The sequence below is a fragment of the Arthrobacter sp. Sr33 genome, from assembly GCF_054511195.1.
Genome location: NZ_JBTNDD010000012.1, coordinates 1 through 14,024 on the forward strand (window position 1 = coordinate 1; position 14,024 = coordinate 14,024).

The 14,024-nt window shown below is 63.1% G+C and carries 6 protein-coding genes; 1 reads left to right on the forward strand and 5 read right to left on the reverse strand.

All coding sequences use genetic code 11. The annotated features are described in order from the left end of the window. Positions 1-454 precede the first annotated feature (454 nt). From glgB to ACX80T_RS14565, 3 genes are read right to left on the reverse strand one after another with little or no spacing between them, the layout of a single operon-like run. Positions 455-4,180, reverse strand: coding sequence for a 1,4-alpha-glucan branching protein GlgB (glgB, locus tag ACX80T_RS14555; RefSeq protein WP_024475704.1), 3,726 nt, complete (start codon positions 4,178-4,180; stop codon positions 455-457). Beyond that, a complete protein-coding gene (gene treS / locus ACX80T_RS14560) occupies positions 4,180-5,946 on the reverse strand; it encodes a maltose alpha-D-glucosyltransferase (protein WP_019482373.1) in 1,767 nt (588 codons plus the stop codon). The genes glgB and treS overlap by 1 nt, the downstream gene beginning before the upstream one ends. Beyond that, entirely contained in the window at positions 5,946-8,003 is a 2,058-nt protein-coding gene (locus ACX80T_RS14565) for an alpha-1,4-glucan--maltose-1-phosphate maltosyltransferase (protein ID WP_459304829.1), read from the reverse strand. Before ACX80T_RS14565 ends, treS begins: the two co-directional genes overlap by 1 nt. 177 nt (positions 8,004-8,180) lie before the next feature. On the opposite strand from ACX80T_RS14565, the gene glgP reads away from it, so the two are divergent. Beyond that, positions 8,181-10,793: an alpha-glucan family phosphorylase gene (gene glgP / locus ACX80T_RS14570; RefSeq protein WP_459304793.1), complete on the forward strand. Its 2,613-nt coding sequence runs from the start codon at positions 8,181-8,183 to the stop codon at positions 10,791-10,793. A gap of 103 nt (positions 10,794-10,896) precedes the next feature. Here the strand turns inward: glgP and glgX are convergent, their stop codons facing one another. Together glgX and rlmB are read right to left on the reverse strand one after the other, a co-directional pair. Next, on the reverse strand, positions 10,897-12,957 hold the full coding sequence (gene glgX / locus ACX80T_RS14575) for a glycogen debranching protein GlgX (protein WP_459304794.1): 2,061 nt from the start codon (positions 12,955-12,957) through the stop codon (positions 10,897-10,899). 27 nt (positions 12,958-12,984) lie between these two features. Beyond that, entirely contained in the window at positions 12,985-13,971 is a 987-nt protein-coding gene (gene rlmB / locus ACX80T_RS14580; protein ID WP_459304795.1) for a 23S rRNA (guanosine(2251)-2'-O)-methyltransferase RlmB, read from the reverse strand. Between the last annotated feature and the right edge of the window lie 53 nt (positions 13,972-14,024).

Sequence of the window (14,024 nt, forward strand, 5' to 3'; positions counted from 1 at the left end):
AACTCTCCGTAAATGCATTACAGACACGCACCCACCACCAGGAAAAACCAGTAAACAGGCACGCGCAAAATTCGAAACCAGCCAAAAACAACCACACAACACCACGGGGTGATGCTATGCAGCCAAATTCAACCAATCAATAAAACAATCGGTATCAACAAACATGGCACACTATTGAGTTCTCAAACAACAGACACACCCGGCACCAAACAGAACCAAACAGTTCCATCATCGCTCCGGAGCAACTTTTCAAACTTACCGGCTGATCATCTTCAGGTCAAATCGGCTGATCTTCCAATCCCTGAGCCATACTGCGCTAGAGACGAACCGTAGTTCTGGTGGTTGTCAGCCGGTCAATTCCCTCGACCAGCGCGGATATAAACTCTAGCACCCTTCTGCCGAAGTTGTAAATCGCCCTCGGGGCCGGGTGCAAAATGCCCGGCCCCGCGCGGATCTAAGGCTTTTTTGGAGCCAAATACACGACGCCCAACGGTGGAACCCGCAGGTCAGCATAAGCAGGCTGCCCGCTGCATGGTCCTTCGACAGCTGTTACTCCGCCAAGGTTGCCAACACCTGAACCGCCAAACTCTTCAGCATCCGTGTTGAGCACCTCTTCCCAGTCCCCCGACCAGGGCAGCCCCACCCTGAATCCTTCATGGGGCGCTCCGGCGAAGTTAGCAATGCAAACCAGCGGATTGCCTTGGCCATCCCAGCGGATGAAGGACAGGGTGTTGCGGGCGCCGTCGTTCTCATCAATCCACTGGAACCCTGACGGATCGTTGTCCCGGACATATAGCGCCGGCGTGTTTCGATAGATCCCGTTCAGGGACCGCACCAAATGTTGGACGCCCTTGTGCGCAGGGGTGTCCGAAAGCCACCAATCGAGACCGTACTGCTCCGACCACTCAGATTCCTGGGCGTACTCAGTGCCCATGAAGATCAGCTGCTTACCGGGGTGCGCCCACTGGAACGCCAGGTAGGCGCGCACGCTGGCGAGCTGCTGCCACCGGTCACCCGGCATCTTCCGCAGCAGCGATCCCTTGCCGTGCACAACTTCGTCATGGCTGATCGGCAGCAGGAAGTTCTCGGTGTAGGCATACACCATGGAGAAGGTGGCCTTGCCGTGGTGGTAGCCACGGTTTACCGGGTCTTCAGCCATGTACTCCAACGAGTCATTCATCCAGCCCATGTTCCACTTCAGCCCGAATCCGAGGCCGCCTCCGCTGGTGGCGCGGGTGACCCCGGGGAAGGACGTCGATTCCTCCGCGATCATCACGACGCCAGGCACCCGCTTGTAGGCGGTTGCATTGACCTCCTGAAGGAAGTCAATCGCTTCAAGGTTTTCCCTGCCACCCAGACGGTTCGGCGTCCATTGGCCTTCTTCGCGGGAGTAGTCCAGATAAAGCATCGATGCGACGGCGTCCACGCGCAGCCCGTCAATGTGGAATTCCTCTAGCCAGTAGAGGGCATTGGCGACCAGGAAGTTCCGTACTTCGCGACGACCGAAGTCGAAGATCAGGGTTCCCCAATCGGGGTGCTCACCAAGGAAGGGATCGCCGTGCTCGTAAAGGGTCCCGCCGTCGAACTTCGCCAACGCGAACTCATCCTTGGGGAAGTGCGCTGGAACCCAGTCCATGATGACGCCGATCCCGGCCTGGTGCAGTTTATCCACCAGGTACTTGAAGTCGTCGGGGTGACCGAAGCGCGACGTCGGCGCATAGTACGAGGTCACCTGGTAACCCCAGGAGCCACCGAAGGGGTGTTCGGCGACGGGCATCATTTCAACGTGGGTGAAGCCCTGCCACTGAACATACTCGGTGAGCTGCTCGGCCAATTCCCGGTAGTCAAGACCCACCCGCCAGGAACCAAGGTGCACCTCGTAGACGCTCATGGGACCGTTGTGCGGATCTGCTGCAGCCCGCGCGGTCATCCATTCGTCGTCCTGGAAGGTGTACCTCGACTCGACCACACGCGAGCCGGTGAGGGGCGGGATTTCGGTACCGCGGGCCATCGGGTCGGCCTTCTCACGCCAATGCCCGTCGCTGCCGAGGATTTCGAACTTGTACCGCGAACCCGCGACAGCCCCGGGAATGAAGATCTCCCAGAACCCCGAACTGCCCAGCGCACGCATCGCGTTGATTGAGCCGTCCCACCCATTGAAGTCCGCTTTGACGCGAACGGCCTGGGCATTGGGCGCCCAAACGGCGAAGCTGACGCCATTGATGTCGCCCAGCACGGATGTGTAGTGGCGGACGTGCGCGCCGAGCGCAGTCCACAGCGTTTCGTGCCGCCCCTCCGCCAGGAGGTGCATGTCGATTTCGCCCAGCGTGGGGAGGAACCGGTACGGATCATCGACAATCTGCGGCTCACCGTCGTACGTCACTTCGAGGCGGTAGTCCGGGACGTGCCCGGCGATCTCCGCTGCAAGGGTGCCAACCCAGATGCCGTTGTGTTCATGCTCCAATTCGACGCGACCGCTGCCGGTCACCACGGTGACGCGCTGCGCGAGACGTCGGAGGGTGCGGATAGTGACCAGCCCGTGCCCGTCGAGGTGTGCGCCCAGCACAGCATGCGGCTGGTGGTAGCGGCCCTCCGACACTGGTTGCAGGATGTCGATTGAATGTTCGATCCGCCCCGGTGAGGTGGTGACGGCGTCCGTACCGGCGACCGTGTCAGAACTAAAGACTGGATCAGAACCAACGACGGCGTCGACGGCCACTACCGGGTCCACGGGCCCCGCGGTTAGCGGCGGCGAAACGGCAGATGATGGCGTTTCCTGCGTGGCGCTGGTGGACCCGGTCAGGGCGCGGCGCACGTCACGGACCGGGATGTCGACCCAGTCCGGCCGGTTGCGTAGCTCGTAGACCACTTCGTACAGGGCCTTATCCAGCCACAGTGCGAGGAAGAGCGGATCTGCTGGGTCAACCAGCGTCCCGGTCTGGTCCTGATAACCAGCCGCGAAAGCGGCACCCGCGGCCGCGGTCCACTGGTCGGCGTCGGCGGTCGCGGCGTCGTTGCCATGGGCTGCTGCCGCACCGGCATACTCGAGCGAACGCATCATCCCGACGACGTCGCGCAGCACCACATCGGGGACGCTGCGCTCCGCGGCGGGACGCAGTGGTTCGCCCTCAAAGTCGAGCACCAGCCAAGACCCGTCAGGTGCGTTGAGAACCTGTCCCAGATGGTAGTCGGCGTGGATGCGCTGAAGATCGGGGAGCGTCTGCACACTGCGGACCCGCTCAATAACCTTGGCCACCTCGGACTCGAGCGGCCCAACGACGTCGTGTGCTTCCTGCCAGGCCCATTCGATGCGCTGCACCAGGGTCTCGATGAATTCGCCGCGTTCGACGTCGCTTGCTGCCCGGCTTCCGAACGCAGCGGCCAACTGCGCGTGGATACGCCCGGTCACCCGGCCCAGTTCGGACGCCTCCGCAGTGAAATCGGTGTTCGAAGCGGCCGCAACCGAGGCGGTCCGCCAGGCGTCGGTGCTGTTGTCGATGAAATCCCGCAGGACGCTGAGGTGACCGGTCAACCACTGCTTCTCCCCGGCTCCCGTGTCCTCCCAGCTGCCGGTGACCCACCCGAACGTGGTGGGCACATCGACGGATCCGGCATCGGTGAGCTTGGCGCTGACCTGAACGTCGGGGCTTTCCCCCGGTGCCAGCACCCGGAAGAATTTCACGATCATCGAGCCGGCCGGCGTACGCACCACGACAGAGGTGTTTGATTGTTCGCCCTTGAGAACGGTCAGCGGAAGTGGCTTGTCGAACCGTTTAGCCGAGGCGAACGATTCCATCGGGTAACCCCTGGTCCGGCCGTCCTCGGTGACACCGCCCGAGCGCATCAATTCAACCCAGGCCGTCACGAATACCGGGTCATGGGTGGCGTCGTAGATCCAGCGGTGCCCCAATTCGGTGTGCTCCGCCTCGCCGATCAGCGCATCTTCCGCGCCTTTCAAGGGTGCGTCGCGGTAGCTCAACGGGATCTGGACGATGTCCCTCCGGTGGCCGGAATCGACGGCAATCAGGTGAACGTCAAGGCCCACCGCACCGGCTGGATCCTCCAGCCGGATGCCGCCGACCCTTCGAAGTTCAAACTCGCGGCCTCTGGCAGGGAACCACCGCTGATTCGGTAGCCATGAAGTGAGGAGTTCTGGAAAGGTCGGCGTCAGTTTGGGCATTACTTTACGGCCTCCGGGGCTTGAATTATTGGCAGGGCTTCAGTAAGCGGTGAAGCAGTGTTTGAGCTGGCTGAGCGGAGACGGAGCCAGTAGAAATCGTGGCTTCCGAGCGTCAGGGTGAGTGCACCGTCGTCGCCGAAGGTCGGGAACGGCGTGCCACCGAAGAGGTCCCGCAGACCCCGTCCGGCATATTCCGGCAGGTTCAGCTGCGCGGCAACCGGGTGTTGCGACAGGTTGAACACGCACAACAGCACCTCTGGCTGCTCGCCTTCGGCATTATCGACCTCCACCTCACGGATGAAGGCCAGCACCGACTCAGCTTCGGTGGGCACGTTGCGGTACGAACCCAGGCCGAAGGCCGGGCGGGTCCGGCGCACTGCAAGCATCTGGCGCATCCAGTGCAGCAGCGAGCTTGAACTGGCCAGCTGTGCCTCAACGTTGACGTGGTTGTAGTGGTAGACCAGCGACTGGACGACGGGGAGGTAGAGCTTCCCGGGGTCAGCCGTCGAGAACCCGGCGTTACGGTCGGGGTTCCATTGCATGGGGGTCCGCGACGCGTCACGATCCTCAAGCCAGATGTTGTCGCCCATCCCGATTTCATCCCCGTAGTAGAGGAACGGGCTGCCAGGCAGGGACAGCAGCAGTGCGTGAATCAGTTCAACTTCGGCCCGCGAGTTGTCCAGGAGCGGCGACAGACGACGGCGGATACCGACGTTGGCACGCATCCTTGAGTCCGGCGCGTACCAACCGAGCATCGCTTCGCGTTCCTCGTTGGTGACCATTTCGAGGGTGAGCTCGTCATGATTCCTGAGGAAGGTACCCCACTGGGCGCCAGCGGGAATGTTCGGCGTTTCGGCCATCGTCTCGATGATTGGTCCGGCCTTCTGGTCCCGCAGGGCGTAGAAGAGCTTGGGCATGATCGGGAAGTGGAAGCACATGTGGCATTCCGGCCCCTCGGCGTCGCCGAAGTACTCGACAACCTCCTCGGGCAGCTGGTTTGCTTCGGCGACGATGATCCGGCCGGGATAGTTCTCGTCGACCATGGTGCGCAGGTCCTTGAGGAAGGCGTGGGTCTGCGGCAGGTTCTCGCAGTTGGTCCCTTCCTCCTCGAAGAGGTAAGGGATGGCATCCGCGCGGAAACCATCAATGCCCTGGTCCAGCCAGAACTTCACCACGTCGAAGAGCGCTTCGATAACCTTGGGGTTTTCGAAGTTCAGGTCCGGCTGGTGGGAGAAGAACCGGTGCCAGAAGAACTGCCGGCGGACGGGGTCGAAGGTCCAGTTGGACTCCTCGGTATCCACGAAGATGATCCGCGCGTCCTCGTACTTCTCGTCGGTGTCGCTCCAGACGTAGAAGTCGCCGTAGGGGCCGTCGGGGTCGTTTCGGGACTCCTCGAACCAGTGGTGCTTGTCCGAGGTGTGGTTCAGCGGCAGGTCGATGATGACGCGGACGCCGCGGGCGTGTGCCTCGGCGACCAGACGCTTGAAATCACTGATGGTGCCGAACTCATCGAGGACGTTGTAGTAGTCGGCGATGTCGTAGCCACCGTCGCGCAGGGGCGACTTGAAGAACGGTGGCAGCCACAGGCAATCGACGCCAAGCCACTGCAGATAATCCAGTTTGTCGATCAGTCCGGAGAAATCGCCAGAGCCATCGCCGTTCGCATCCGCGAACCCGCGCACCAGAACTTCGTAAAATACGGCCTTGCGGTACCAGTGTGGGTCATGCGCGAGACCGGGTGCGTTGAGTTGAAACGGGTTGGCCACTAGGGCTTCCTCCTGAGGTAAAGGATGTGTGCTGGTTCCACATGCGGATCCAGCCTGACGTAGTTGTGGGTGCCCCAGACCCAACTCTGGCCGGTGATGAGATCGTCCACCCAGAAGGTACCGTCCTCATTGCAGTCCTCGGGATCGAGGGACAGCGCATCGAGGTTCAGGGAGACTGTACTTTCCCTGGCCCCGTGCGGGTCAAGATTCACCACCACGATGATGGTGTCTTTGACTGTACTGTCGCCGCCGACGTTCTCCTTGTGCTTGGAGAACACCAGGGTTTCCGTGTCCGAGCTGTGGTGAATGGTCAGGTTCTCGAGATCGCCCAAAGCCGGGTGGTCCCGTCGGATGTGGTTCAGCCTGGTGAGGTACGGCGCCAGACTCCTGCCTTCGGCTTCGGCGCGCTTGAAGTCGCGGGGACGATACTCGAATTTCTCGTTGTCGATCGACTCCTCGGCACCGGGCCTGGCCACGTGCTCAAACAGTTCGTATCCGGCGTAGACACCCCAGAGTGGGCTGGCCATCGCTGCCAGGGCCGCACGGATCTTGAAGCCCGCGGGTCCGCCGTACTGAAGGAACTCGGTGAGGATATCGGGGGTGTTGACGAAAAAGTTGGGGCGGAAATATGGCGCGCTGACCTTACTGACTTCGGTGAAATACTCTTCGAGCTCAGTTTTGGTGTTGCGCCAGGTGAAGTAGGTGTAGGACTGCTGGAAGCCGGCACGGCCCAGGGCGTGCATCATCGGCGGGCGGGTGAAAGCCTCGGCGAGGAAAACGACGTCGGGATGCTTCCGGTTGACTTCGCGGATCAGCCATTCCCAGAACACCACCGGTTTGGTGTGCGGGTTGTCGACGCGGAAAATCTTCACCCCGTGGCTGATCCACAGCAGGACGATCCTGAGGACTTCGCGGGAGAGGCCATCGGGATCGTTGTCGAAGTTGATCGGGTAGATGTCCTGGTACTTCTTCGGAGGGTTCTCCGCGTAGGCAATCGACCCATCCACCCGAGTGGTGAACCATTCTGGGTGTGAAGTGACCCAGGGATGGTCAGGGGAAGCCTGAAGCGCCAGGTCCAGTGCAATTTCCAGGTTCAGTTCGTTGGCCCGCGCCACGAAGGCGTCGAAGTCATCGAAGGTGCCGAGGTCGGGGTGGATCGCGTCGTGGCCACCTTCAGCGGCGCCGATAGCCCAGGGCGACCCCGGGTCCTCGGGGCCAGCCGTCAGGGTGTTGTTGGGCCCCTTACGGTGGGTGCGCCCGATCGGGTGGATGGGCGGGAGGTAGACGACGTCGAATCCCATGTCAGCGACCGCGGGTAGCCGGTCGGCTGCGGTGACGAAGGTGCCGGAGGTCCACGCGCCCGACCCCGGCTCGTAAGTGGCGCCTTCGGACCGGGGGAAGAACTCGTACCAGGATGCACGTCCCGCAAGTTCGCGTTCGACCTTGATCGGATAAGGCTGGGATACGGTCACCAGGTCACGCAGGGGCTCCCGGCTGATGGCCGCGAGGATAGCCGCCGACTCACCTGCGGCAAGCCGCTCGTCGATCGGGAGCTCAGTGTCGGCGAGGACCCGTGCGGCCTCGGTGAAGACCACCGCGTCCTTCCTCTTACGGGTCGTCGCAGCGTTAGTGAACAGGGCTGCGCCCTCGGCGAGCATCAGCTCGACGTCGACTCCAGCCGCGATCTTCACCTCAGCGTTGTGGTGCCAGGTGCCGTACAGGTCACCCCACCCTTCGATGACGAAGGTGTAGTTGCCGACAGCTGGGGGGCGGAGGAGACCTTCATACCGGTCCAGCCCCTGGCCCACCGGCGCCAAGCGCACCCGCTGGACTTCCTTGCCTTTACCGGAGAGCAGGACCGCTGATACCCCAAGCTGGTCGTGCCCTTCCCGGAAGACTGTAGCGCCCACCGCAATATCTGATCCAGGGATCGCTTTGGAGGGGAAGGCCCCACCATCGACAACCGGAGAAATATTGGTAATTGGAATTCGTCCGTACCGCAGATCAGCCCTGTCTATCGGCTTCCTGGCGGTGCGTCCCTTACGTGGTGGCTCTATTGAAGTCGTCACACGTTAGACGTTAGCGAGTATTTGCCGAGATTGCTAAGGCGCGCGGACGTAACATCAGTGCTTTTTGCAGTCGAGTTGGGGCTCAACGCAAACGTTTACTCTCACTTGCTCTCATCGGAACCCTCCAGCGGTCCTACGCCGGGAAAAATACGCTAGCCTTTCCCGGTGAAGGCAATCCGCAGATTTACAGTCCGTACCGTCCTCCCTGAAAGCATCGCCCCGTTGGGCAAGCTAGCAGGCAACTTGCGCTGGTCGTGGCATCTTCCGACCACCCGCTTATTCCACGATCTTGACCCAGCAGCCTGGGAGGCAAGCGGCCAGGACCCCGTCGCTTTCCTCGGCTCGGTGACCCGTGAGCAGCTCAGCCAACTCGCCGACAACGAACGTCTCGTCGCGAGGATCCAGGAACTCGGCGACGACCTGGACCAGTACCTTTCCGAGCCCCGCTGGTACCAGTCGCTCGGCGCCGACGCACCCCGGTCCATCGCCTATTTCTCCCCCGAGTACGGCATCAGCGCCGTCCTCCCCCAGTACTCAGGTGGCCTCGGCATCCTCGCCGGCGACCACCTCAAAGCAGCCTCGGATCTTGGTGTCCCGCTGATCGGCGTCGGACTCCTTTACCAGGCCGGCTACTTCAAGCAGTCGCTGTCCCGGGATGCGTGGCAGCAGGAAACCTACCCGGTCCTCGATCCTGACGGCCTGCCGTTGACCCTGCTCCGCGAGGAGGACGGCACCCCGGCGAAGGTAGTCTTGCCGCTTCCCGCTGGCCGCCAACTGATCGCCCATATCTGGCGGGCAGACGTCGGCCGCGTTCCACTTCTGCTCCTTGACTCCAACGTCGCGGGCAACGACGAGGCCGCCCGGAACGTCACCGACCGGCTGTACGGCGGCGGCGGCGACCAGCGTCTGCAGCAGGAACTTCTGCTGGGCATGGGTGGCGTGAAAGCGCTGCGTATCTTTGAACGGCTGACCGGCACTCCGGCCCCCGAGGTGTTCCACACCAATGAGGGTCACGCCGGGTTCCTCGGCATCGAGCGCATCCGTGAACTGATGGATCCCTCGAGCGCGTCGCCGATGAGCTGGGAGGAAGCGCTCACCGCGGGCCGGTCCTGCACGGTGTTCACCACGCACACCCCGGTTCCCGCGGGAATCGACCGGTTCGAGAAATCCCAGATTGAGCACTTCTTCGACGCCGGTCTGGCACCGTCGGTTCCGACGGCGAAGGTCCTCACCCTTGGGGCCGAGAACTACGTTGACGGCGATCCGAACAAGTTCAACATGGCGGTGATGGGCCTGCGCCTGGCACAGCGCGCCAATGGCGTCGCCAAACTGCATGGCGTGGTCTCCCGTGGCATGTTCTCCGGGCTGTGGCCAGGATTCGACACCAGTGAGGTCCCCATCTCGTCGGTCACCAACGGTGTGCACGTGCCCACCTGGGTTGACCCGCTGATCGCTGACTTCGCCCGGGAGCGTTTCGGCGCCGAGTCGGTCCTGGATCCCCAGTGGTCCAAGGTGTACGACGTGGAAGACTCTGATATCTGGGCGCTCCGCCGCCGCCTGCGTTCGAACCTGATCGACGACGTCCGTCAGCGGCTCCGCTCCTCCTGGAAGAAGCGTGGCGCGGCCGACGCCGAGCTGGCATGGACCAACAACGTACTCGATCCTGACGTGCTGACCATTGGTTTTGCCCGCCGGGTACCCACGTACAAGCGGTTGACCTTGATGCTCAGGGACCCGGGTCGACTCAAGGCCTTGCTGCTTCACCCGGACAACCCCATCCAGCTGGTCATCGCTGGCAAGTCCCACCCGGCTGATGAGCAGGGCAAGCGGATGATCCAGGATCTGGTCCGGTTCACTGACGACCCGGAGGTACGGCACCGGATCGTGTTCCTCCCGAACTACGACATCGCCATGGCACGCACCCTGTTCCCCGGCTGCGATGTCTGGTTGAACAACCCGTTGCGTCCGCTGGAGGCCTGCGGCACGTCGGGCATGAAGTCGGCCATCAACGGCGGCCTTAACCTGTCGGTTCTTGACGGCTGGTGGGATGAAATGTACGACGGCGACAACGGCTGGGCCATCCCCACGGCGAACAACGACGCGTCCCCCGAGGAACGCGACGACATTGAAGCCTCGGCCCTGTATGACCTTCTTGAGGAGCAGGTGGCTCCCCGGTTCTACAGCACGGTACGTTCGGAGGGCGCCGGCGCTGCCGGACCGTCTGAGCTGTCCCATGATGGGGTGCCACACCAGTGGGTGGCCATGATCAAGCACACCATGGCCAACCTTGGCCCGGCCGTATCCGCTGAGCGGATGCTGCAGGACTACGTCAGCCACCTGTACCAGCCCGCCTGGCGTGCCGGTTGCCTGGCGGCTGAGTCGGACTACACGGCGGCCAAGCACACCGCCGCCTGGCGTTCACGGATCAACGACGGTTGGTCGGCTGTCCAGGTGGAGCACGTAGATTCGGTTGGCGTGGCCGAGGATCCACAGATCGGGGACCCGCTGACGGTCAACGCCTACGTCTCACTTGGCGCGCTATCCCCCGACGACGTCGCCGTCGAGGTGGCTTACGGTCGGGCCCTGGACAATGACGAGCTCAGCGAGGTGGCCCTGGCCGACCTCGACGTGTCCGAGAACCTTGGCGCGGGACGGTACCTGTTCTCGGGTGGCGTCACGATCGACCACTCGGGGTCCTTCGGGTACACGGTGCGGGTGCTGCCCAAGCACGTTAGCCTGGCGTCGAAGTCCGAGCTCGGTCTGGTCGCCAACGCGTAGCAGCCCGCTCGGGCAATCACAGCTTGCAGGCTAACCGCCTGCTTAGCATCAGCGGCAGTCACACCAGAGTTTCCTGGGGTGGCTGCCGCTTTTGCGTGGCCGGCTAGACCCGGTAGACGCTGATCGAGTTGGCGGGGACGACGTCGGTCTCCCCAGAGCCGATTTGCGCCCCGCGCCGACGGTCCTGGTCCGCTGCGGTGGTGTAGCGCAGCTCGAACCTGGTGATGGAGGGAAGCCCGCTCTCCTGGAGTGCCTCCCGCCTTGGCAGGGTGATCTTGGCGTCATCCTTGCTGCCGTTGATGACCACCAGGCCATCCAGGATGCCGTTGGGTGAGCCGAGGAGGAGCTGCACGATCCGGGAACCCTCGTCACGCCACTGCTCCTCAGTCATGGTGGTGCCGGCCGGGTTGAACCAGTGCAGGTAGGAGCTGTCGTCGCGGGCCGGATAGCTGTGCGGCTGGTGGGCCAGGAACTCCTTACGGATCCGGAGCAGGGAACGCGTGTGGTCGAGGAGGTGGCGTGCGTCGTCGTCGTGACCCCAATGCAGCCAGGCCAGCTCGTTGTCCTGGCAGTAGGCGTTGTTGTTGCCGCGCTGGGACCGCCCAAACTCGTCGCCGGCCGTGATCATGGGGACGCCGAGGGACAACAGGAGGGTGGCCATAAGGTTGCGGGAGGTCTGGGCCCGCGCCGCAATGATGCCTTCCTGGTCGGTGGGGCCTTCCATGCCGTGGTTGTAGCTGCGGTTGTCGTTGTGGCCGTCACGGTTCTCCTCCCCGTTGGCCTCATTGTGTTTGCGGCTGTACAAGGAGAGGTCGGCGAGGGTAAACCCGTCGTGGGCGGTGATCAGGTTGACGCTGGAAATGGACGTGCGTCCTGAAGGCCCGAACACATCGGCCGATCCACTCAGGCATCCAGCCAGGCGCGCCACCGATCCGGCGGCGCCGCCCGCCGCCAGGCTGGCCTGGTCGGTGAGCCAGAAGTCCCGGACCGTGTCCCGGAACCGGTCATTCCAGTCCGCCCAGCCCTGCGGGAAGTTGCCGGTCTGCCATCCGCCCATGCCAATATCCCAGGGTTCGGCGATGAGCTTCACACCGCGCAGCGCGCGGTCGGCGCCAACAGCGACCAGGAAGGGGTGACGTGGGGTGAAGGTGTGCGTTTCGTCCCGGGCCATCGACACTGCCAGGTCGAAGCGAAATCCGTCCACGTGGAATTCCTCCACCCAGTATCGCAACGAGTCCAGGGCCAGGGCGATGACCCGTGGGTGCGCGAAATTCAGGGTATTGCCGCAACCCGTGGTGTCCAGGTAGCGGCCGTGGTCGCCGTGCCGGTAATACTGCTCGTCGCCCAGTCCACGCCAGCTCAGCGCCGGAAGGTCTGGCGGACCCTCGGCCGTGTGGTTGTACACCACGTCGAGGATGACCTCGAGGCCAGCCTCGTGGAGCAGTTTGACCATGCCCTTGAACTCGTCCTGGACCGCCCGTGGGCCGGCGTTGCGGGCTGCCTCAGTCGCGTAGGAGGGGTGCGGGGCGAAGTACCCGAGGGTGTTGTAGCCCCAGTAGTTGGTCAGCCCGAGGGGCCCCAGATGGGGTTCGTCGATATGGAAGTGGACCGGCAGCAGTTCCACTGCGGTGATCCCTAGGGCCTTGAGGTAGCCGATCATGACCGGGTGTGCCAGGCCAGCATAGGTGCCGCGGAGCTCGACCGGAATGTCTGGGTGCAACTGGGTCAGCCCCTTGACATGCGCCTCATACACCACGGTGTCACGCCAGTGCGTGCGCGGTGGAGCCGAGGAACCCCAGTCGAATCCGCCGTCCTCGACGTAGACCGACCAGTACACCGGCCCATCGACGGTATCGACGGTGTCGATGGCCCGGGCGTAAGGATCCAGCAGCAGCTGACCTGTTTCCGGCTGGCCAGTTCCGGCCGGCCAGAAACCGTATCTCACAGAGTCGGCGAGCCCCTCCACTGCCCCGTGGTGCACCCCGTGGGTGTAATCGGTCAGGGGGACATCGTGCCAGCTGCCGTCCTGCGACTGGAAGTGCACTGCAAGCGCTGACACGCCGGGCGCGTACACCGCAACGTTCAGGTTGTGCGGCGCTCGGGACCGGTGTACGCCCAAGGGAAACTCACTGGACGGAGGGCTGATTTCGAGGGAGACGCTCATGATCTATGAATACCGTCCGTGCGACTGTCAGGCGGAGCGCTGGCGCGAGATCTCGTACAGGCTGATGCCCACAGCCATCGAGGCGTTCAACGATTCCATCGCCGAGTCAATGGGGATTGAAACGATCTGGTCGCAGTTCTCGCGCACCAACCGTGACAGGCCCTTACCTTCGGAGCCGACGACCAGGCACACTGGTTCGCGGCCAAGCGTCAGATCCGGGAGGGAGACGTCGCCGTCGCCGTCGAGGCCCAACACAAAGATGCCCTTCTCTTTGAACGACTTGAGGGTTGAGTTCAGGTTTCCGGCCTTCGCCACTGGCACACGCACTGCGGCGCCAGCACTGGTCTTCCATGCTGATGCGGTCATCCCCACCGAGCGGCGCTCCGGAACGATGACGCCGTGGCCGCTGAACGCAGAGAGGGACCTGATGATCGCGCCGAGGTTGCGGGGGTCGGTGATGCCGTCCAGGGCGACGAACAACGGTGCGTTGTTGATGTGGCCCTTTTTCCATTTCTGGATGGTCTCGGTGGCCAGATCGACTGCGTCAGCGTATTCGTAGGGTGGGATCTGGAGCATGATGCCCTGGTGCACTGATCCGTCAGCCATCCGGTCCAGTTCGGTCTTGCCGGTTTCCATCAGCGGGATGCCGCGCTCGGTGGCGAGCTTCAGCGATTCGCGGATGCGCTCGTCCATCTCGATCCGGATGGCCACGTGCAATGCCTTGGCTGGGATGCCGGCGCGGAGCGACTCGACCACGGCGTTGCGTCCGGTGACCATCTCCTCGGTGCCCTTGCCGCGTGCGTTGCGGGCCGACCCCGGATTGCGGCTGCCGGAGTGCTTGGCTGCTGAGCGCTCGGCAAGCTGCTTGCTCTTGTGAGCCTTATGGTAAGGCCGGTCCTCCGCTTTTGGGGTGGGACCTTTACCCTCAAGCGCCTTGCGTCCTAGGCCGCCGGTTCCGCCCGAGGGGCCCTTCTTGCTCTTGCGCACAGCGCCGGGACGTCCGTGAGTGGCCATGGGGAAAACACCTTTGGGTAGAAGATTTGTCACCTCAGTTTACGCGGGGAACG

Coding starts and splice junctions, on each gene's coding strand:
- glgX (WP_459304794.1), bottom strand. CDS start 12,957: ATGAGCGTCTCCCTCGAAATCAGCCCTCCGTCCAGTGAGTTTCCCTTG.
- glgB (WP_024475704.1), bottom strand. CDS start 4,180: ATGCCCAAACTGACGCCGACCTTTCCAGAACTCCTCACTTCATGGCTA.
- rlmB (WP_459304795.1), bottom strand. CDS start 13,971: ATGGCCACTCACGGACGTCCCGGCGCTGTGCGCAAGAGCAAGAAGGGC.